This is a genomic window from Pseudomonas sp. Nvir (genome assembly GCF_963778085.1).
In the GTDB taxonomy this organism is placed as follows: domain Bacteria; phylum Pseudomonadota; class Gammaproteobacteria; order Pseudomonadales; family Pseudomonadaceae; genus Aquipseudomonas; species Aquipseudomonas juntendi.
Map to the genome: position 1 here is coordinate 2,062,750 of NZ_OY970405.1, position 19,782 is coordinate 2,082,531.

16 protein-coding genes are annotated in these 19,782 nt (G+C 62.8%); 4 read left to right on the forward strand and 12 right to left on the reverse strand.

Features of this window, described 5'->3' with window-relative positions:
- Positions 1 to 17: 17 nt before the first annotated feature.
- The 8 genes from AACG97_RS09765 to AACG97_RS09800 all read right to left on the reverse strand — a co-directional run bounded on the left by AACG97_RS09765 (position 18) and on the right by AACG97_RS09800 (position 10,070).
- On the reverse strand, positions 18 to 1,979 hold the full coding sequence (locus AACG97_RS09765) for a DNA topoisomerase III (RefSeq protein WP_047149922.1): 1,962 nt from the start codon (positions 1,977 to 1,979) through the stop codon (positions 18 to 20).
- Between the two features lie 167 nt (positions 1,980 to 2,146).
- A complete protein-coding gene (locus AACG97_RS09770) occupies positions 2,147 to 2,575 on the reverse strand; it encodes a GNAT family N-acetyltransferase (RefSeq protein ID WP_009683126.1) in 429 nt (142 codons plus the stop codon).
- Positions 2,568 to 3,734, reverse strand: a complete 1,167-nt coding sequence (locus AACG97_RS09775; protein WP_225785714.1) for a ribosomal protein uL16 3-hydroxylase — start codon at positions 3,732 to 3,734, stop codon at positions 2,568 to 2,570. Before AACG97_RS09775 ends, AACG97_RS09770 begins: the two co-directional genes overlap by 8 nt.
- 81 nt (positions 3,735 to 3,815) lie before the next feature.
- A complete protein-coding gene (purB, locus tag AACG97_RS09780) occupies positions 3,816 to 5,186 on the reverse strand; it encodes an adenylosuccinate lyase (protein ID WP_009683124.1) in 1,371 nt (456 codons plus the stop codon).
- Between the two features lie 215 nt (positions 5,187 to 5,401).
- Positions 5,402 to 6,028 (reverse strand): high frequency lysogenization protein HflD, encoded by a 627-nt coding sequence (gene hflD / locus AACG97_RS09785; RefSeq protein ID WP_225785713.1) that lies wholly within the window; start codon positions 6,026 to 6,028, stop codon positions 5,402 to 5,404.
- Entirely contained in the window at positions 6,025 to 7,149 is a 1,125-nt protein-coding gene (gene mnmA / locus AACG97_RS09790) for a tRNA 2-thiouridine(34) synthase MnmA (RefSeq protein ID WP_029887826.1), read from the reverse strand. Before mnmA ends, hflD begins: the two co-directional genes overlap by 4 nt.
- Before the next feature lie 59 nt (positions 7,150 to 7,208).
- Entirely contained in the window at positions 7,209 to 7,649 is a 441-nt protein-coding gene (locus tag AACG97_RS09795; RefSeq protein WP_225785712.1) for an NUDIX hydrolase, read from the reverse strand.
- 195 nt (positions 7,650 to 7,844) lie between these two features.
- Positions 7,845 to 10,070 (reverse strand): NADP-dependent isocitrate dehydrogenase, encoded by a 2,226-nt coding sequence (locus AACG97_RS09800; protein ID WP_029887828.1) that lies wholly within the window; start codon positions 10,068 to 10,070, stop codon positions 7,845 to 7,847.
- Between the two features lie 487 nt (positions 10,071 to 10,557).
- Between AACG97_RS09800 and icd the strand changes: the two genes are divergently transcribed.
- A complete protein-coding gene (gene icd / locus AACG97_RS09805) occupies positions 10,558 to 11,814 on the forward strand; it encodes an NADP-dependent isocitrate dehydrogenase (protein WP_009683118.1) in 1,257 nt (418 codons plus the stop codon).
- A 72-nt stretch (positions 11,815 to 11,886) separates the two neighbouring features.
- On the opposite strand, the gene cspD is transcribed toward icd, so the two are convergent.
- Positions 11,887 to 12,147, reverse strand: coding sequence for a cold shock domain-containing protein CspD (gene cspD / locus AACG97_RS09810; RefSeq protein ID WP_009683117.1), 261 nt, complete (start codon positions 12,145 to 12,147; stop codon positions 11,887 to 11,889).
- Positions 12,148 to 12,377: 230 nt separating this feature from the next.
- Here cspD and clpS point away from each other — a divergent pair, with 230 nt between their 5' ends.
- Entirely contained in the window at positions 12,378 to 12,740 is a 363-nt protein-coding gene (gene clpS / locus AACG97_RS09815; RefSeq protein WP_009683116.1) for an ATP-dependent Clp protease adapter ClpS, read from the forward strand.
- A 30-nt stretch (positions 12,741 to 12,770) separates the two neighbouring features.
- Entirely contained in the window at positions 12,771 to 15,041 is a 2,271-nt protein-coding gene (gene clpA / locus AACG97_RS09820; protein WP_029887829.1) for an ATP-dependent Clp protease ATP-binding subunit ClpA, read from the forward strand.
- 84 nt (positions 15,042 to 15,125) lie between these two features.
- Here clpA and infA read toward each other — a convergent pair whose 3' ends face one another.
- The 3 genes from infA to aat form a co-directional block, all read right to left on the reverse strand.
- Positions 15,126 to 15,344 carry a translation initiation factor IF-1 gene (infA, locus tag AACG97_RS09825; RefSeq protein ID WP_002553999.1) on the reverse strand — a complete coding sequence of 73 codons (219 nt, stop codon included), beginning with the start codon at positions 15,342 to 15,344 and terminating at the stop codon, positions 15,126 to 15,128.
- Positions 15,345 to 15,446: 102 nt separating this feature from the next.
- On the reverse strand, positions 15,447 to 16,154 hold the full coding sequence (locus AACG97_RS09830) for an arginyltransferase (protein WP_009683113.1): 708 nt from the start codon (positions 16,152 to 16,154) through the stop codon (positions 15,447 to 15,449).
- A gap of 55 nt (positions 16,155 to 16,209) precedes the next feature.
- The gene (gene aat / locus AACG97_RS09835) at positions 16,210 to 16,893 is read right to left on the reverse strand and encodes a leucyl/phenylalanyl-tRNA--protein transferase (RefSeq protein WP_054881605.1); all 684 of its coding nucleotides are present in this window, start codon (positions 16,891 to 16,893) and stop codon (positions 16,210 to 16,212) included.
- Between the two features lie 323 nt (positions 16,894 to 17,216).
- Between aat and AACG97_RS09840 the strand changes: the two genes are divergently transcribed.
- Positions 17,217 to 19,778, forward strand: coding sequence for a DNA translocase FtsK (locus AACG97_RS09840; RefSeq protein ID WP_370593809.1), 2,562 nt, complete (start codon positions 17,217 to 17,219; stop codon positions 19,776 to 19,778).
- The last annotated feature ends 4 nt before the right edge of the window (positions 19,779 to 19,782 follow it).

Below are 19,782 nucleotides of genomic sequence, written 5' to 3' on the forward strand. Positions count from 1 at the left end.
CTCTTCGCGATTAAGTGTCAGGTTGCTGCCTTCCTCCGAGGCTGACGCGGTTTGCCAGCCGCCGGCTTGCTCCCAGTCGGTTTGCTTTTTCCAGCACCGCTACGCCGCTTCTTCTTCCACGGCGGCGCCGCCCCGGCTGCCGGCCCGCTGATGGTCATGCGCATACCCTGGCAACGCTCCACCAACTTGCCCATCCATGCCGACTGCCGGGCGACGAAGTCTTGCAGGCTCATCTCGCCACTCTGCACCATGTCCAGGGCCTGCTCCCAGATGGCCGTCGTGCCTGGGTCGGCGATGGCACGGGGCACGGCGTCGATCAGGCTGAACGCGGCAGGCGTGGCCGACAATGCCTTGCCGTTCTTCACCAGGTAGCCGCGGTCTAGCAGCCCCTGGATGATGCTCGCCCGAGTGGCCTCGGTGCCGATGCCGGTGGTTTCCTTGAGCTTTTGTTTCAGCCGCGGGTCGTCCACCAGCTTGGCGACGTTCTTCATTGCCTTGATCAGGTCGCCCTCGGTGAAGGGCTTGGGTGGCTGGGTCCACAGGTCTTTGAGTTGCAGGCCTTGCACGCTGCAGTCCTGGCCTTCGCGTAATGCTGGCAGCACCTGGGCGGGGGGCGCCTCGCGGCCTTTGCTCGGGGTCAGGGCTTCGGGCAGGGCGCGGCGCCAGCCGGGCTCGACGATCTGCTTGCCCACCGCGCGCAGGGCATGGCCCGCGCAGTCGAAGTCGGCCTGGGTGCGGTCGAACTCGTGGTTGGGCAGGAACTGCGCCAGGTAGCGGGCGCGGATCAGGGTGTACACCGCCTTATACTTGGCTGGCAGGCGCGCCGGGTCGCTGGCAGCGGCAGTGGGGATGATGCCGTGGTGGGCACTGACCTTGGCGTCGTTCCAGGCCCGCGAGCGGCGTTGCGGCTCGAGGTAGGGCTGCAGGGGCGCCAGGCTGGCATCGGCCCGTTGCAGGGCGGCGAGGATGCCTGCTGCCTCGGCGTGCTGGCTTTGCGGCAGATAGCCACAGTCGCTGCGCGGGTAGGTGATCAGCTTGTGGGTTTCGTACAGCGCCTGGGCGATGTCGAGGGTTTCCTGGGCGCCGAGGCCGAATTTTTTCGAGCACAGCTCTTGCAGGGTACCGAGGTCGAAGGCCAATGGCGCTGCTTCGCGCACGCGCTCGGTGGCCACCTTCATGGCCCTTGCGGTGGCGGCCTGGCCGATATCGGCAGCCGCTCGTTGCGCCAGTGCCTGGTTCAGGCAGCGCCCCTGGTCGTCACAGGCGTCTTCCGGCGCCCGCCATTGCGCGTTGAAACCCTGGCCGGCGTGTTCCAGTTGCACGTCGATAGCCCAGAACGGCACCGGCACGAAGTTCGCGATGCTGCGGTCGCGGTCAACCACCAGGCGCAAGGTGGGCGTTTGCACCCGACCCACGGGTAGCACGCCCTGGTAGCCGGATTGCCGGCCCAGCAGGGTGAACAGCCGGCTCATGTTCATGCCGATCAGCCAGTCGGCGCGCGAGCGGCCCAAGGCGGAATGGTACAGGTTGAAGGTTTCGTGCCCCGGCAGCAGGCGCGCCAGGGCCTTGCGAATGGAGGCGTCGTCCAGCGCCGACAGCCACAGGCGCTGCACCGGGCCACGGTAGCGACAATGCTCGACCAGCTCACGGGCGATCATTTCCCCTTCACGGTCGGCGTCGGTGGCAATTACCAGCTCGCGCGCTTCGCCAAGCAGGCGCTTGACCGCCTTGAACTGGCTGGCGGTCTTGGGTTTGACCAGCATCTTCCATTTGTCTGGAATGATCGGCAGGTCGGCCAGGTTCCAGCGCTTGTAGCGTTCGTCGTAGCTGTCGGGCGGGGCGGTTTCCAGCAGGTGGCCGATGCACCAGGTTACGCAGACGTCGGTGCCTTGCCAGCAGCCGTCGCCCTTGCGGGTGGCGCCGAGCACTTTGGCGATGTCTTTTGCCTGGGAGGGTTTTTCGCAGAGGAACAGGCGCATGGCCGGGAACGCTTCATCGGGGAATGATGAGCACTAGGATGCGCAAGCAGGGGCGCGGAGGCAAGTTTTATCTGGATGGATGTACAGCTTTTTGTGAGTGAGCATGTCACCTGCCTTTACCGGCCTCTTCGCGGGTTACCCGCGAAGAGGCCGGTAAAGGCTATGGGTCAGGGGCGCGAGTCGCGCACCATGTCTACGTGCGGGATGCCGGCTTCGAGGAACTCTTCGCTGACTACGCGGAAGCCCAGCCGCTCGTAGAACGGCGTGGCGTGGACTTGGGCGCTGAGCATCTGCTGCTTCAGATCACGGTTCTGCGCTTCGACGATCACCGCATTCATCAGTGCGTCACCCACCTTCAGCCCGCGCCAGTCCTTCAATACCGAGACCCGGCCTATGGTGCCATCGGGCAGCAGGCGGGCGGTGCCGATCGGATAGTCCCCTTCCAGGGCCAGGAAGTGCACGGCGGTCGGATCTTCCGAGTCCCATTCCAGCTCCGGCGGCACGTGCTGTTCGGCGATGAACACCGCTTCACGGATACGGCGGATGTCGGCGTTGTCCTTGTGCCAGTCGGCGAGGCGCACACGAATCTTATTCATTGGCGAATCCCAGGCTTCCTTGTTTCACCAGTTGCTGTACCAGCATAAGGCCATCTTCATCCTGCAGCCATTCGCTGAGGTTGTCGATGTGCAGTGCGTCGGCCGCGCACACCAGTTTCAGAAGCTCGCGCAGCTTGCCAGGCAATGGGCAGCTGCGGCCGCTGGCGAACAGCAGCAGGTCGTCTTCGAATTCCGACCAGGCCAGGCGGGCACTCGGGTTGCGGATCAGGATGGCGCCTTGCTCCAGCGCATCGACCAGCTCCTCTTCGCTCAGCTCTTCACCGACGATCTGTTCCGGGTAGCGCGGTTCGGTCATGAACTGGCCAAACCAGGTCAGCAGCAGGTCCTTGTCGTTCATGTGCTTGTCGAGCAGCGCCTTGAGGCGGTCGAGGGCGTCATGCTGGATCTGGTGCGGGTCGCTGGCAGGCTGGGCGTCGGCGTCGCTGTAGCGCTCTTCGTCGGGCAGGAACTGGCCGAGGAAGTCGGTGAAGTGGGTGAGTACTTCGGCGGCGCTAGGGGCACGGAAGCCAACCGAGTAGGTCAGGCACTCGTCCACGGCAACGCCGTAGTGGGCCAGGCGTGGTGGCAGGTACAGCATGTCACCTGGCTCCAGGGTCCATTCTTCGCCCTGCTCGAACTCGGCCAGGATACGCAGGTCGGCATGCTCCAGCAGCGCGCTGTCGCTGCTGCACATCTGGCCGACCTTCCAGTTGCGCTGGCCGTGGCCCTGCAACAGGAACACGTCGTAGTTGTCGAAGTGCGGGCCAACGCTGCCACCAGGGGCAGCGAAGCTGATCATCACGTCGTCGATGCGCCAGCTGGGCAGGAAGCGGAAGTTCTCCAGCAGCTCGGCGACTTCCGGAACGAACTGGTCGACGGCCTGTACCAGCAGGGTCCAGTCTTTTTCCGGCAGCTCGGCGAAGGTCTCTTCGGTGAACGGGCCACGGCGCAGTTCCCACGGGTGGGCGCCATGCTCCAGCACGATACGCGACTCGACTTCTTCCTCCAGGGCCAGGCCAGCCAGCTCGTCGGGGTCGATTGGGCTGATGAAGTCCGGGAAGGCCTGGCGCACCAGCAGCGGCTTTTTCTGCCAGTAGTCGCGCATGAATTCGCGGGCCGAGATGCCGCCGAGCAGCTGCAGTGGAGTATCAGGATTCATGTTCAACCTATTGAAAAAACGTAATTTTCGTACGGGAATAAAAACGCCCGGCCAGGCCGGGCGTTGTATGCGGCGGTCCGCTTAGACGCGTTTGGCCTGGGCTGCCGCGTTACCGATGTAGGTAGCAGGGGTCAGCAGCTTGAGCTCGGCCTTGGCTTCGGCTGGCATGTCCAGGCCGTCGATGAAGGTCAGCAGCGCTTGTGGGGTGATGCCCTTGCCACGGGTCAGCTCTTTGAGCTTTTCGTAGGGGTTTTCGATGTTGAAGCGGCGCATCACGGTCTGGATCGGTTCGGCCAGCACTTCCCAGCAGGCGTCCAGGTCGGCGGCGATGCGGGCTTCGTTCACTTCCAGCTTGCCGATGCCTTTGAGGCTGGCTTCGTAGGCAATGACGCTGTGGGCGAAGCCCACGCCCAGGTTGCGCAGCACGGTGGAGTCGGTCAGGTCACGCTGCCAGCGCGAGATTGGCAGTTTGCTGGCCAGGTGCTGGAACAGGGCGTTGGCGATACCCAGGTTGCCTTCGGAGTTTTCGAAGTCGATCGGGTTGACCTTGTGCGGCATGGTCGACGAGCCGATTTCGCCGGCGACGGTCTTCTGCTTGAAGTAGCCCAGCGAAATGTAACCCCATACGTCACGGTCGAAGTCGATCAGGATGGTGTTGAAGCGGGCGATGGCGTCGAACAGTTCGGCGATGTAGTCGTGTGGCTCGATCTGGGTGGTGTACGGGTTGAACTGCAGGCCCAGCTCGTCTTCGATGAAGGCGCGGGCGTTGGCTTCCCAGTCGATCTGCGAGTAGGCCGACAGGTGGGCGTTGTAGTTGCCCACGGCGCCGTTGATCTTGCCCAGCAGCGGTACGGCGGCAACCTGGGCGATCTGGCGCTCCAGGCGGTACACGACGTTGGCCAGTTCCTTGCCCAGGGTGGTCGGCGAAGCCGGCTGGCCGTGGGTGCGCGACAGCATCGGCACGTCGGCGTGAGCGTGGGCCAGGGCACGAATGGCCTCGGCGATCTGGCGCATCAGCGGCAGCAGCACGTCGTCACGGCCAGCACGCAGCATCAGGGCGTGGGACAGGTTGTTGATGTCCTCGCTGGTGCAGGCGAAGTGGATGAACTCGCTGACCTTGGCCAACTCAGGCAACTGGGCGGCCTGCTCCTTGAGCAGGTATTCGATCGCCTTGACGTCGTGGTTGGTGGTGCGCTCGATTTCCTTGACGCGCTCGGCGTGCTCAAGCTTGAAATCGCTGGCCAGGGTGTCCAGCAGGGCGTTGGCCTCGGCGGAGAACGCCGGCACTTCGCCGATTTGCGGGTGGGCGGCCAGGCGCTGCAACCAGCGCACTTCGACCAGGGCGCGGAAACGGATCAGGCCGAATTCGCTGAAGATGGGGCGCAAGGCCTGGGTTTTGCCGGCGTAACGGCCGTCTACAGGGGAAACCGCAGTGAGCGAAGAAAGCTGCATGGGGTGTTCTCGGACAGTCAGGCTTTTGGAAGGGGGCATATCATACATGAAAAATACGCCTGGGTCGGGTGGCTGACCAAAGGTCGGCCCAATTTGGATCTGGTGGCAGGCCCTGTGGGAGCGGGCATGCCCGCGAACACCGGCGTAGCCGGTGCCATATACCGCGTCGCCTGCTTCGCGGGCATGCCCGCTCCCACAAGGGGCTGCCCAGCCCGTCAGTTGGTGCTGCGCATCATGTCGTACAGCTCGTTCAGCAGTTTGCGCCGGCTGAACACCAGTTGCCAGCGGTGGCCGCCCAGCTGGCGCCACAGGCGCGCGGCGCGGATGCCGGCGAGCAGCAGGGCGCGGATTTTCGAGGCGTTGCTGGCTTGCTGCAGGAAGCGCATGTCGCCGTGTACCTGGATGCGCTGGCGCAGGGTGCTCAAGGTGTCCTGGTACAAGGCTCCGCTGGAAGCGATGACATTTTCGTGGACCAGGCCGAAGTGATCGGCCTGCGACTGGATTTGTGGCAGGCGGTTGCCGATGGTGTCGAGCAGGTCGCCACGCTTGTTCAACTGACGCTCCAGGCCCAGCATCGACAGGGCGTAGCGCAGGGGCTCGCGCTGCAGGCTGCTGGGGTCGCGCTCCAGGGCGCCGACCAGCGCGCGATAGCCATCGCGCAAGTTCAGGTCGTCGCCGCCGAACACTTCCAGGGTGTCTTTGGGGTCGCGTACCAGCAAGCTGCCCAGCATGCAGCCGATGTTAGCCTCGCTGGCCTGGCCGGTGCGGGCGATGCGGTCAACCAGCACGGCTGCCTGGAATACGCCGCCCAGGGCAATCAATTGCTGGCGCAGTGTGCTCATGCCCGCGGGCTCCACGGCTCGGCCGCCTCGATCACGCCACCGCCCAGGCACACCTCGCCATCATAGAACACCACCGACTGGCCCGGCGTCACGGCGCGCTGGGGCTCGTCGAACACGGCGCGGTAGCCGCCGTCGGTCAGCGCCAGGGTGCAGCGCTGGTCGCTCTGCCGGTAGCGTACCTTGGCGGTGAGCTGGCGCGGGCTGCTCAGGTCTACCGGGTTGACCCAGAAGATTTCCGACGCGAGCAGGGCGCGGGAGAACAACCATGGGTGTTCGTTGCCCTGGCCGACCACCAGCACGTTGCGGGTCAGGTCTTTGTGCAGCACGTACCAGGGCTCGTCACCGGCGTCCTTCAGGCCGCCGATACCCAGGCCCTGGCGCTGGCCGATGGTGTGGTACATCAGGCCATGGTGGCGGCCGATCACCTCGCCTTCGGTGGTTTCGATGTTGCCTGGCTGGGCGGGCAGGTACTGCTTGAGGAAGTCGCTGAAGCGGCGTTCACCAATGAAGCAGATGCCGGTGGAGTCCTTTTTCTTGGCGGTGGCCAGGCCGTGTTTTTCGGCAATGGCGCGGACCTCGGGTTTTTCCAGTTCGCCCACCGGGAACAGCGTGCGGGCGATTTCCTTGCCGCCAACGGCGTGCAGGAAATAGCTCTGGTCCTTGTTCGGGTCCAGGCCTTTGAGCAGTTCGGTAACGGCGCCGGTGTCGCGGCGGCGTACATAGTGGCCGGTGGCAATCAGGTCTGCACCCAGCGACAGGGCGTAGTCGAGGAACGCCTTGAACTTGATTTCGCGGTTGCAGAGGATGTCCGGGTTGGGCGTGCGGCCGGCCTTGTACTCTTCGAGGAAGTGCTCGAACACGTTGTCCCAGTACTCGGCGGCGAAGTTGGCGGTGTGCAGCTTGATACCGATGCGGTCGCACACGGCCTGGGCGTCGGCCAGGTCTTCACGGGCGGTGCAGTATTCGGTGCCGTCGTCTTCTTCCCAGTTCTTCATGAACAGCCCTTCCACCTGGTAGCCCTGCTCGATGAGCAGAAGGGCGGAGACGGAAGAGTCCACGCCGCCGGACATGCCGACGATGACGCGGGTCTTGGCGGGGTCTTTGAGTGCTGGGCTGGTCATGGGTACCGGTGTGTATCAAGGGGGAAAAACGCCGATTCTATCAAAGCCGCGGCGCTACGTCAGTCGCGCAGCAGCGCAAGGCTGTGCAGCGGGCCTGCAAGGTAGTCGTCCAGGCAGCGCGGCACCAGCTCGCTGCGCCAGCGGGTGGGGTCGGCCAGCAACTCTTCGCGGGTCAGCCAGACAGCGCGGACGATGTCGCTGTCCAGGGCCAGGTCGGCATGGTGGTGCACGGGGCGGGCGGCAAAGCAGATGCGCTGGTAGGTCACGCCGTTGCTGGGCACAGTGTACAGGTAGATGCCGACCACGCCGGTGAGCTCGACTTCCCAGGCGGTTTCTTCCAGGGTTTCGCGCAGGGCGGCCTGGGGCAGGGTCTCGTGGACTTCCAGGTGCCCGGCGGGCTGGTTGAAGACGTGCCGGTTGGCTTTGAATTCCTCGACGAACAGGAATTTGCCGTCCTGCTCGATGATGGTGGCGACGGTGATGTGGGGTTGCCAAGACACGGTCGATGCTCTCCCTAAGTAGCAAGTAGCAAGTAGCAAGTAGCAAGTAGCAAGTGGCAAGTGGCAAGTAGCAAGTTGAAGCAATCCGCGTACCGCTTCGACTTGTGGCTTGTAGCTTGTAGCTTGAAACTTGCAGCTGAAAAAGCACAAACCCCGGTGCGTGGCCGGGGTTTGTGCTGTTACGTCAAGCGGACCTTACAGGGCGGCGATGGCGCTGTTCAGGGTTTGGCTTGGGCGCATCACCTTGGCGGTCAGCTCGGCATCCGGGGCGTAGTAGCCACCGATGTCGGCTGGCTTGCCCTGAACGGCGTTGAGCTCGGCGACGATGGTCTCCTCGTTCTCGGTCAGGGTCTTGGCCAGTGGGGCGAAGCGTGCCTGCAGGGCGGCGTCGTCGCTCTGTGCAGCCAGGGCCTGGGCCCAGTACAGGGTCAGGTAGAAGTGGCTGCCGCGGTTGTCGATACCGCCAACTTTGCGCGATGGCGACTTGTTGGTGTCGAGGAACTTGCCGGTTGCCTGGTCCAGGGTGCTGGCCAGAACCTTGGCGCGCGGGTTGTCGTAGGTGTTGCCCAGGTGCTCCAGGGAAGCGGCCAGGGCCAGGAATTCACCCAGCGAGTCCCAACGCAGGAAGTTCTCTTCGACCAGCTGCTGCACGTGCTTGGGTGCCGAACCGCCGGCGCCGGTTTCGAACAGGCCGCCGCCGCTCATCAGCGGCACGATCGACAGCATCTTGGCGCTGGTGCCCAGTTCCATGATCGGGAACAGGTCGGTCAGGTAGTCGCGCAGTACGTTACCGGTAACCGAGATGGTGTCCTTGCCTTCGCGAATGCGGGCCAGGGAGAACTTGATGGCGTCGACCGGGGCCATGACACGAATGTCCAGGCCGGTGGTGTCGTGATCCTTCAGGTACTTTTGCACCTTCTCGATCATCACGCCGTCGTGGGCACGGGCCGGGTCCAGCCAGAACACCGCTGGGGTGTCGCTGAGGCGGGCACGGTTGACGGCCAGCTTGACCCAGTCCTGGATCGGCGCGTCCTTGGTCTGGCACATGCGGAAGATGTCACCGGCCTCGACGTTCTGCTCCAGAACCACGTTGCCCTTGCTGTCGACCACGCGAACCACGCCGTCGGCCTTGACCTGGAAGGTCTTGTCGTGGGAGCCGTACTCTTCGGCTTTCTGCGCCATCAGGCCAACGTTCGGCACGCTGCCCATGGTGGTCGGGTCGAAGGCGCCGTTGGCCTTGCAGTCTTCGATGGTGGCCTGGTAGATGCCGGCGTAGCAACGGTCCGGGATCACTGCCTTGGCGTCTTGCAGCTCGCCAGCGGTGTTCCACATCTTGCCCGAGTCACGGATCATGGCCGGCATCGAGGCGTCGACGATCACGTCGCTCGGTACGTGCAGGTTGGTGATGCCCTTGTCGGAGTTGACCATGGCCAGGGCCGGGCGCTGGGTGTACAGGGCCTGGATATCGGCTTCGATCTCGGCCTGCTTGTCAGCTGGCAGGTCCTTGATGCGGGCGTACAGGTCGCCGATGCCGTTGTTGGCGTTGAAGCCGACTTCGGCCAGGGCGGCGGCGTGCTTGGCCAGCACGTCGTTGTAGAACTCTTCGACGATGACGCCGAACATGATCGGGTCGGAGACCTTCATCATGGTGGCTTTCAGGTGTACCGACAGCAGCACGCCGGTGGCCTTGGCATCGGCGATCTGCTCGGCGATGAAGGCCTTCAGGGCCTTGCGGCTCATGGTTGCGCAGTCGATGACTTCAGCAGCCTTGACCGCGGTCTTTTCCTTCAGCACGGTGGTGCTGCCGTCTTTGCCGACCAGTTCGATACGTACGCTGTCGTCAGCTTCGATCAGTGCAGCTTTTTCGCTACCGTAGAAGTCGCCTTGGGTCATGTGGGCGACGTGCGACTTGGAGTCGGCGGCCCAGGCGCCCATCTTGTGCGGGTGCTTGCGCGCGTAGTTCTTGACCGACAGCGGTGCGCGGCGGTCGGAGTTGCCTTCACGCAGGACCGGGTTCACGGCCGAACCTTTGATGCGGTCGTAGCGGGCGCGGGATTCTTTCTCTTGCTCGGTGGCCGGCTCGTCGGCGTAGTCAGGGATGTTGTAGCCCTTGCCTTGCAGCTCCTTGATCGCGGCTTTGAGCTGCGGTACCGAGGCGCTGATGTTCGGCAGCTTGATGATGTTGGCTTCAGGGGTGGTAGCCAGCTGGCCCAGTTCCGCCAGGTGATCGCCTACTTGCTTCTCTGCGCCCAGTTGCTCCGGGAAGGCGGCAAGGATACGGCCAGCCAGGGAGATGTCGCGAGTTTCGACAGCGATGTCAGCCGAAGCGGTGAACGCTTCGATGATCGGCAGCAGCGAGTAGGTGGCGAGGGCAGGGGCTTCGTCGGTGAAGGTATAGATGATCTTGGAACGGGTGGGCATGCGGGTTAACTCTCTGTGTGCTGAGCGTGCTCGAGTCTCGTGGTGCGCAGGGTAAGGCGCATCGCCCTGGCAAGCCATGAGCGGAAAGTCGAGAAGCTGCGAGCGGTGATGGTGGATGCATCAGTCGAGCGTCAAGTGCTGAACTGCGGTAACAGCCCAGGCTTTGGCAGCCAGGCGGAAAAGGCCCGGCTTTTCGGCCGATCACGGCCCAGGGCGGTCCGCATTTTCCTGGGATTCGCCCCGATGACCCAACGGTCGCGGCGGAGTATACCAAACCATTTGGCCTAATCAGCAAGGCCAAGTGATATCGGCCCATTTATAAGACCAAAGACTGAGGGGCAATGTGGCGTAATGCCGCAGTGCTGGCGGGGTGTTCTGCGCGGGCGCGCCCGCGCCCACGCCGTCAGCTTGCAGGTCGGCAGATGTGGTTTAGGCTCATTGCTACGCTTGATGTCCAACCCACACCCGATAGCGGAGTAGTGCAAGCATGGCATACCAGAAAATCAAGGTTCCGACCGACGGCGCCAAGATCACCGTCAATGCAGACCATTCGCTCAACGTGCCCGACCAGCCGATCATTCCCTACATCGAAGGCGACGGGATCGGCGTTGACGTCTCACCGGTGATGATCAAGGTGGTCGATGCCGCTGTGCAGAAAGCCTATGGCGGCAAGCGCAAGATCGCCTGGATGGAGGTGTACGCCGGCGAAAAGGCCACCCAGGTCTACGACCAGGACACCTGGCTGCCGCAGGAAACCCTCGACGCCGTGCGTGACTATGTGGTGTCGATCAAGGGCCCGCTGACCACCCCGGTGGGTGGCGGCATCCGTTCGCTGAACGTGGCTTTGCGCCAGCAGCTGGACCTGTATGTGTGCCTGCGCCCTGTGCTGTGGTTCCAGGGCGTGCCAAGCCCGGTGAAAAAACCGGGGGATGTCGACATGGTGATCTTCCGGGAGAACTCCGAAGACATCTATGCCGGCATCGAATGGAAGGCCGGTTCGCCGGAAGCAGACAAGGTGATCAAGTTCCTCAAGGAGGAAATGGGCGTTACCAAGATCCGTTTCGACCAGGACTGCGGCATTGGTATCAAGCCGGTTTCCCGCGAAGGGACCAAGCGTCTGGTACGCAAAGCCCTGCAATATGTGGTGGATAACGACCGCGAGTCGCTGACGCTGGTGCACAAGGGCAACATCATGAAGTTCACCGAAGGTGCCTTCAAGGACTGGGGCTACGAAGTGGCGCGTGACGAGTTCGGTGCCGAGTTGCTCGACGGCGGGCCGTGGATGAAGTTCAACAACCCCAAGACCGGCCGCGAAGTGATCGTCAAGGACGCCATTGCCGACGCCATGCTCCAGCAGATCCTGCTACGCCCGGCCGACTACGATGTTATCGCCACGCTCAACCTCAACGGCGACTATTTGTCTGACGCCCTGGCGGCGGAGGTGGGCGGCATCGGTATCGCCCCGGGGGCCAACCTGTCCGACACCGTGGCCATGTTCGAGGCTACCCACGGCACGGCGCCCAAGTATGCCGGGCAGGACAAGGTCAACCCGGGTTCGGTGATTCTTTCGGCAGAAATGATGCTGCGCCACATGGGCTGGACCGAGGCCGCCGACCTGATCATCAAAGGCACCAATGGCGCGATTGCGGCCAAGACCGTGACTTACGACTTCGAGCGCCTGATGGACGGTGCCACGCTGGTGGGAAGTTCGGGCTTCGGCGATGCCATGATCAAACATATGTAAGCGAATGTGAAACGGCCGCTTCTGGTAAAGAAGCGGCCTTTCTTTTCGTTTACCCGCTGGCAGGGCAGTCGGTCAGGCGTCGGCCGTGCTGCCCGCGGGCTGTGCACTGGCCGGCGCGGGCGCAGCCGTGGATGCACTGCTGATGTTGACGGCGTGTAGACCTTTCGGGCCTTGGATGACATCGAAGGTCACGGCTTGGCCGGCCTTGAGCGTCTTGTACCCGTCCATCTGGATGGCTGAATAATGAGCGAACAAGTCGTCGTTCTTGCCCTCTTCATTGACGAATCCATAGCCCTTGGCATTGTTGAACCACTTGACTTTACCGCTTGCCATCCCTATGTCCCTCTGCAAAGGACTCCATCACTGGAGTATCATCCACTTCATCCGCATACGAACCTTGCGAAAAAATCTGGTTGACTGCGCGGATCTTTATCGACCACGGTGGGTTCCTATTGGTTGTAACACCGTTTTGCCGATAGTCAAGGTCATGCAGCGGCTGCACCAATGGCCGTTCGCAGGGTCAACCCACAACCTTAACCTGTCGATGTGATGAAATTCTTTCCATGCATGCACACAGCCAGATTCGACTAACATTCAATCAGGATCGTCCTCAATCGAATGAGGACGATGGCTCTGGTCTGGCGGTTCAGGAAGCCAAGCCGATCCTGCAGGCGCCACCGATGTACAAGGTGGTTTTGTTCAACGATGACTACACACCGATGGATTTCGTCGTCGAAGTGCTCGAGACGTTCTTCAGTCTGAACCGCGAGCTGGCGACCAAGATCATGCTGACCGTCCATACCGAGGGGCGGGCAGTGTGCGGATTGTTTACCCGTGACATCGCCGAAACGAAGGCTATGCAGGTCAACCAATACGCCAGGGAAAGCCAGCATCCGCTACTCTGTGAAATCGAGAAGGACGGTTAATCGCCGACCACTTGGGTATGAGGTGAAGCTATGTTAAACCGCGAGCTCGAAGTCACCCTCAATCTTGCCTTCAAGGAGGCCCGTTCGAAGCGTCATGAATTCATGACCGTCGAACATCTGCTGCTGGCACTCCTGGACAATGAGGCTGCCGCGACCGTTCTGCGCGCCTGTGGCGCCAATCTCGACAAGCTCAAGCACGACCTGCAAGAGTTCATCGATTCGACCACGCCGCTGATTCCTGTCAACGATGAAGACAGGGAAACCCAGCCAACCCTGGGCTTCCAGCGTGTGCTGCAACGCGCCGTGTTCCACGTACAAAGCTCTGGCAAGCGTGAAGTGACCGGCGCCAACGTACTGGTGGCTATCTTCAGCGAACAGGAAAGCCAGGCCGTGTTCCTGCTCAAGCAGCAGAGCGTGGCCCGCATCGATGTGGTCAACTACATCGCCCATGGCATCTCCAAGGTGCCGGGGCATGGCTCGCAATCCGAGAGCGACCAGGACATGCAGGACGAAGAGGGTGGTGAAACCTCTTCTTCCAGCAACCCGCTGGACGCCTATGCCAGCAACCTCAACGAGCTGGCGCGTGCTGGCCGCATCGACCCGCTGGTTGGCCGCGAGCAGGAAGTGGAGCGCGTTGCGCAGATCCTTGCCCGCCGCCGCAAGAACAACCCGCTGCTGGTGGGTGAGGCCGGGGTGGGCAAAACGGCGATTGCCGAAGGGCTGGCCAAGCGTATTGTCGATGGCCAGGTGCCTGACCTGCTGGCACAGAGCGTGGTGTACTCGCTCGACCTGGGCGCGCTGCTGGCCGGTACCAAGTACCGCGGCGACTTCGAGAAGCGCTTCAAGGCGCTGCTTGGCGAGCTGCGCAAGCGCCCGCAGGCCATTCTGTTCATCGATGAGATCCACACCATCATCGGTGCCGGTGCGGCGTCGGGTGGGGTAATGGATGCGTCCAACCTGCTCAAGCCGCTGTTGTCTTCGGGTGAAATCCGCTGCATCGGCTCCACGACCTTCCAGGAATTCCGTGGCATCTTCGAGAAGGACCGTGCCTTGGCGCGGCGTTTCCAGAAGGTAGACGTCAGCGAACCCTCGGTTGAAGACACCGTGGGCATCCTGCGTGGCCTGAAAGGGCGGTTCGAAAGCCACCACAACATCGAGTACAGCGACGAAGCCCTGCGCGCCGCCGCCGAGCTGGCCTCGCGCTACATAAATGACCGGCACATGCCGGACAAGGCCATCGACGTGATCGACGAGGCTGGCGCCTACCAGCGCCTGCAGCCGGAAGCCAGCCGCGTCAAGCGCATCGACGTGCCGCAGGTGGAGGATATCGTCGCCAAGATTGCGCGAATTCCGCCGAAGCATGTCAGCAGTTCCGACAAGGAACTGCTGCGTAACCTGGAGCGCGACCTGAAGCTGACCGTCTTCGGTCAGGACCAGGCCATCGATTCGCTGTCCACGGCCATCAAGCTGTCGCGTGCCGGCCTCAAGGCACCTGACAAGCCAGTGGGTTCGTTCCTGTTTGCCGGCCCTACCGGCGTCGGCAAGACCGAAGCGGCCCGGCAATTGGCCAAGGCGCTGGGTGTGGAGCTGGTGCGCTTCGATATGTCCGAGTACATGGAGCGCCACACGGTTTCGCGGTTGATCGGTGCACCGCCCGGCTATGTCGGGTTCGACCAGGGTGGTCTGCTGACCGAGGCAATTACCAAGCAGCCGCATTGCGTGTTGCTGCTCGACGAAATCGAGAAGGCGCACCCGGAAGTCTTCAACCTGCTGCTGCAGGTGATGGACCACGGTACCCTTACCGACAACAACGGGCGCAAGGCCGACTTCCGTAACGTGATCCTGATCATGACCACCAACGCCGGCGCGGAAACCGCGTCGCGGGCCTCGATCGGCTTCACCCATCAGGACCATGCGTCCGATGCGATGGAAGTGATCCGCAAGAGCTTTACGCCAGAGTTCCGCAACCGCCTGGATACCATCATCCAGTTTGGCCGCCTGAGCACCGAAACCATCAAGAGCATCGTCGACAAGTTCCTTATCGAACTGCAGGCGCAGCTCGAAGACAAGCGCGTGCTGCTTGAGGTCAGCGACGAGGCCCGCGGCTGGCTGGCGGCCTCGGGGTATGACGCGCAGATGGGCGCGCGGCCGATGGCGCGGTTGATTCAGGACAAGATCAAGCGGCCGCTGGCCGAGGAGATCCTGTTTGGTGAGCTGGCCGAGCATGGCGGTGTGGTGCACGTCGACTTGCGCGATGGCGAGTTGGTGTTCGACTTCGAGACCACGGCTGAAGTAGCGTGATACATGGGGCTGCAACGCAGCCCCTTACAAACTTGAAGGCATGAAAAAGCCCGGCACTTGGCCGGGCTTTTTCATGGCTGGAGCTTAGCGCGCACGGTAGGTGATGCGGCCCTTGCTCAGGTCATAAGGCGTCAGCTCGACGCGAACCTTGTCGCCAGTGAGAATACGGATGTAGTTTTTGCGCATCTTTCCGGAGATGTGCGCGGTTACGACGTGCCCGTTTTCCAACTCCACGCGGAACATGGTGTTGGGCAGGGTGTCGACGACAGTACCTTCCATTTCGAAGCTGTCTTCTTTCGACATGCAGTTGAGCCCTCGGTGTCCAGTGTTGGCCCGACGCATATCCGCACCGGGCAAAAAAGTGGCGTGGATTATGCCGGAAAACTGTGTGTCAAGCCAATGCTTTCAGTTGAGGGTGACCCAGCGCTGGTTTATCAACAATTCGATGGGTCGATACTGTGTCTTGTAGTTCATCTTCTTGCAGTTCTTGATCCAGTAGCCCAGGTACACCGCCTCCAGATCCTTGCGCAGGGCTTCGCCGATTTGCCAGAGAATGGCGAAACGGCCCAGGCTGCGGCGCTCTTCGTCGGGCTCGTAGAAGGTGTAGACCGCTGACAGGCCATTGGGCAGCACGTCGCACACGGCCACTGCCATCAGCCGACCGGCCAGGCGAAATTCGTAGAACCAGCAGAAGGGCAGGTCCCGCACCAGGAAGGTGGAAAACTGGTCGCGGCTGGGTGGGTACATGTCACCGTCGGCATGGCGGGTTTCGATGTAACGCCGGTACAGCTCGAAGTACTCTTCCTTGAACGCCGGCCGCGCTGCGCTCACGCTGAGGTCGGCATTGCGCTTGAGAATGCGCCGCTGCTGGCGGTTGGGAATGAAGCGGGCCGCGGGAATGCGCGCCGGTACGCAGGCGTTGCAGTTCTGGCAGTGGGGGCGATACAAGTGGTCGCCACTGCGGCGAAAACCCATGTCCGACAAGTCGGCATAGACGTTTACGTCCATCGGCTGGCTGGGGTCGAGGAACAGCGTGGTTGCCTGCTCGTCGGGCAGGTAACTGCAGGAGTGGGGTTGAGTGGCATAGAACTTCAACCGCGCCAACTCTGTCATGATCAACCCCTCGGTGAGACTTTGTTCTAAGTGTAAGCCAGCCAGGGAAAACCGCCTAGGCAACCACCCAGGTCGCGCTGTTGGGCTGGTCGAGGTGGCGGGCCAGGTAGCGGGCGAACTCGGCGCGGCTGATGGCATGGGCGCCGAGGCTGTGCAGGTGGTTGGTAGGCATCTGGCAATCGATCAGTACGAAGCCGGCCTGGCGCAGGTGCTCGACCAGGGTCACGAAACCGACCTTGGAGGCGTTGTCGGCGCGGCTGAACATCGATTCGCCGAAGAACAACTGGCCCATGGCCAGGCCGTACAGGCCGCCGACCAGTTCGCCGTGCTGGCGTACTTCGACCGAGTGGGCAATGCCGCGACGGTGCAGTTCGCAGTAGGCGTTGCGCATGGTATCGGTGATCCAGGTGCCGTCGGCGTAATCGCGGGGGGCGGCGCAGGCGTCGATCACCGCCGGGAAGTCGCTGTCGAAACTGACCTGATAGCGCCCCTGGCGCATCAGCTTGGCCAGCGAGCGCGATACGTGAAGCTGGTCGGGCAGCAACACCGTGCGCGGGTCGGGTGACCACCACAGGATCGGCTGGCCGTCCTGGTACCAGGGGAAGCAGCCATGGCGGTAGGCCTGCACCAGCCGTTCGGGGCTCAGGTCGCCGCCGGCGGCGAGCAGGCCGTTGGGTTCGTGCAGGGCCTTTTCCAGGGGCGGGAAGGTCAGCGAGTCGCGGGTCAGCCAGGTGAGCATGGTCTATCGTGCGGTGGGGGAGGGGAGCGGGCAGCATGGCGTGCGCGCCCGGCAGGGTCAATGGCTGAGCGCCGGCAGCGGCGGCCAGGGCCGGCACGGCCGCGGAATTCGGGCAATTTCCTGCACATTGATGAAACCACAGGCACCATCCGCTACATTTGCTGTCATACCTGTGCAAAAACACAGCATAAGCCTTTGTCACGAAAGAAAATGCGTGCTCAAATTGCAGGCATGTGAAAGTCGCCCCCGCTTGAGCGCCTTATGGCGCGCCGTCATGGCAGTGGGCGGGCAGTAATGTTAAAAGTAGTGGTTCATTGGCCGCACTGCCGGCCGAGCACTATTGGACGCGCAACACGCGCAGGAATAGACGTGTTTTGAAGAAATCCACCGCAACCCCAGCTCCCTTGCCCGTGCCCCTGTGGCGGCAGCAGCTGCATTATCGCCTCAAGGAAGGTGCGTTGATCGCCGTTGGCGCTCTGTGCCTGTACCTGTGGATGGCGCTGCTGACCTACGACACCTCGGATCCGGGCTTCAGCCACACCGCCACCGTCGACCAGGTGCAGAACGCCGCCGGGCGTGCCGGTGCCTACTTTGCCGACATACTGTTCATGGTGTTGGGTTACTTCGCCTATATCTTCCCGCTGCTGCTGGCGGTGAAAACCTGGCAGATCTTCCGCCAGCGCCATCAGCCCTGGGACTGGAGCGGCTGGCTGTTTTCCTGGCGGCTGATCGGTCTGGTGTTCCTGGTGCTGTCGGGGGCCGCGCTGGCGCACATCCACTTCCATTCGCCTGCGAGCTTGCCGTTTTCTGCCGGCGGCGCCCTGGGCGAGAGCCTTGGCGACCTGGCGCGCAACCTGCTGAACGTGCAGGGCAGTACGCTGATGTTCATCGCCCTGTTCCTGTTCGGCCTGACCGTGTTCACCGACCTGTCGTGGTTCAAGGTGATGGACCTGACGGGCAAGATCACCCTCGACCTGTTTGAACTGGTGCAGGGCGCCGCCAATCGCTGGTGGGAAGCCCGCAACGAACGCAAGCGCCTTGAAGCGCAGTTGCGTGAGGATGAGCCTGTAGTGAAGGCCGCGCCAACGGTCGCCGAGAAACGCGAACCCGCCAAACCGGCGCTGCGTGAGCGCATCTTCAAGCGTGAAGAGGCGCCGGCAGCGGTGGTCGAGCCCCGCGAGCCGACCCTCGGGCGCGAGCCCGTTGCCCCGGTGCGCGAACCGGCCCTGGCCCGCGAGCCGGTGGTGCCGCCCCGCGAGCCAAGCCTTGCCCGTGTGCCGTCGTCCACGCCAACCATCGTGCCCCCGGCCGCAGACAAGGCGCCAGAGCCAAGCAAGCGGGTGATGAAAGAGAAGCAGACGCCGCTGTTCATCGACAGCGCCGTGGAGGGCACGCTGCCGTCGATATCCATCCTCGACCCGGCAGAACAGAAGAAGATCGAGTACTCGCCAGAATCCCTGGCCGGTGTCGGTCAGCTGCTGGAAATCAAGCTCAAGGAGTTCGGCGTTGAGGTCTCGGTGGACTCCATCCACCCAGGCCCGGTGATCACCCGTTACGAAATCCAGCCTGCCGCGGGCGTCAAGGTCAGCCGTATCGCCAACCTGGCCAAGGACCTGGCACGGTCGCTGGCGGTGACCAGCGTGCGTGTGGTCGAGGTCATCCCCGGCAAGACCACCGTGGGTATCGAGATCCCCAACGAAAACCGCCAGATGGTGCGTTTCTCCGAAGTGCTGGCCACGCCGCAGTACGACGAGCAGAAGTCCCCTGTCACCCTGGCCCTGGGCCACGACATTGGCGGCAAGCCGGTGATTACCGACCTGGCCAAGATGCCCCACCTGTTGGTGGCCGGTACCACGGGTTCCGGTAAGTCGGTGGGGGTCAACGCGATGATCCTGTCGATCCTGTTCAAGTCCAGCCCGGAAGACGCGCGGCTGATCATGATCGACCCGAAAATGCTCGAGCTGTCGATCTACGAAGGCATTCCGCACCTGTTGTGCCCGGTGGTCACCGACATGAAGGACGCCGCCAACGCCCTGCGCTGGAGCGTGGCCGAGATGGAGCGCCGCTACAAACTGATGGCGGCCATGGGGGTGCGTAACCTGGCCGGCTTCAACCGCAAGATCAAGGACGCCCAGGAAGCCGGGGAAATCATCCACGACCCGCTGTACCGCCGCGAAAGCATGGACGACGAGCCGCCGGCGCTGAAAACCCTGCCGACCATCGTGGTGGTGGTCGATGAATTCGCCGACATGATGATGATTGTCGGCAAGAAGGTCGAAGAACTGATCGCCCGTATCGCGCAGAAAGCGCGTGCGGCGGGCATTCACCTTATCCTCGCCACCCAGCGCCCGTCGGTGGACGTGATCACCGGTCTGATCAAGGCCAACATCCCGACCCGCATGGCCTTCCAGGTGTCGAGCAAGATCGACTCGCGGACCATCATCGACCAGGGCGGTGCCGAACAGCTGCTGGGCCACGGTGACATGCTGTACATGCCGCCGGGCACCAGCCTGCCGATCCGGGTCCATGGCGCGTTCGTTTCCGACGACGAGGTGCACCGCACGGTCGAGGCGTGGAAGCTGCGCGGCGCCCCAGACTACAACGACGACATTCTCAATGGCGTGGAAGAAGCCGGCAGCGGCTTCGACGGCGGCGGCGGTGGAGGTGATGGTGACGATGCCGAAACCGATGCGCTGTATGATGAAGCGGTGCAGTTCGTGCTCGAGAGCCGTCGTGCTTCCATTTCTGCTGTGCAGCGCAAGCTGAAGATTGGCTACAACCGTGCCGCCCGCATGATCGAGTCGATGGAAATGGCCGGCGTCGTTACCCCGATGAACAGCAACGGCTCGCGGGAAGTAATTGCCCCAGGCGGCCCGCGCGACTGATGAA

What these genes read in the sequence shown, in the direction of transcription:
- AACG97_RS09765 (WP_047149922.1), bottom strand. Translation starts at nt 1,979, where the DNA reads ATGCGCCTGTTCCTCTGCGAAAAACCCTCCCAGGCAAAAGACATCGCC.
- AACG97_RS09770 (WP_009683126.1), bottom strand. Translation starts at nt 2,575, where the DNA reads ATGAATAAGATTCGTGTGCGCCTCGCCGACTGGCACAAGGACAACGCC.
- AACG97_RS09775 (WP_225785714.1), bottom strand. Translation starts at nt 3,734, where the DNA reads ATGAATCCTGATACTCCACTGCAGCTGCTCGGCGGCATCTCGGCCCGC.
- purB (WP_009683124.1), bottom strand. Translation starts at nt 5,186, where the DNA reads ATGCAGCTTTCTTCGCTCACTGCGGTTTCCCCTGTAGACGGCCGTTAC.
- hflD (WP_225785713.1), bottom strand. Translation starts at nt 6,028, where the DNA reads ATGAGCACACTGCGCCAGCAATTGATTGCCCTGGGCGGCGTATTCCAG.
- mnmA (WP_029887826.1), bottom strand. Translation starts at nt 7,149, where the DNA reads ATGACCAGCCCAGCACTCAAAGACCCCGCCAAGACCCGCGTCATCGTC.
- AACG97_RS09800 (WP_029887828.1), bottom strand. Translation starts at nt 10,070, where the DNA reads ATGCCCACCCGTTCCAAGATCATCTATACCTTCACCGACGAAGCCCCT.
- icd (WP_009683118.1), top strand. Translation starts at nt 10,558, where the DNA reads ATGGCATACCAGAAAATCAAGGTTCCGACCGACGGCGCCAAGATCACC.
- cspD (WP_009683117.1), bottom strand. Translation starts at nt 12,147, where the DNA reads ATGGCAAGCGGTAAAGTCAAGTGGTTCAACAATGCCAAGGGCTATGGA.
- clpS (WP_009683116.1), top strand. Translation starts at nt 12,378, where the DNA reads ATGCATGCACACAGCCAGATTCGACTAACATTCAATCAGGATCGTCCT.
- clpA (WP_029887829.1), top strand. Translation starts at nt 12,771, where the DNA reads ATGTTAAACCGCGAGCTCGAAGTCACCCTCAATCTTGCCTTCAAGGAG.
- infA (WP_002553999.1), bottom strand. Translation starts at nt 15,344, where the DNA reads ATGTCGAAAGAAGACAGCTTCGAAATGGAAGGTACTGTCGTCGACACC.
- AACG97_RS09830 (WP_009683113.1), bottom strand. Translation starts at nt 16,154, where the DNA reads ATGACAGAGTTGGCGCGGTTGAAGTTCTATGCCACTCAACCCCACTCC.
- aat (WP_054881605.1), bottom strand. Translation starts at nt 16,893, where the DNA reads ATGCTCACCTGGCTGACCCGCGACTCGCTGACCTTCCCGCCCCTGGAA.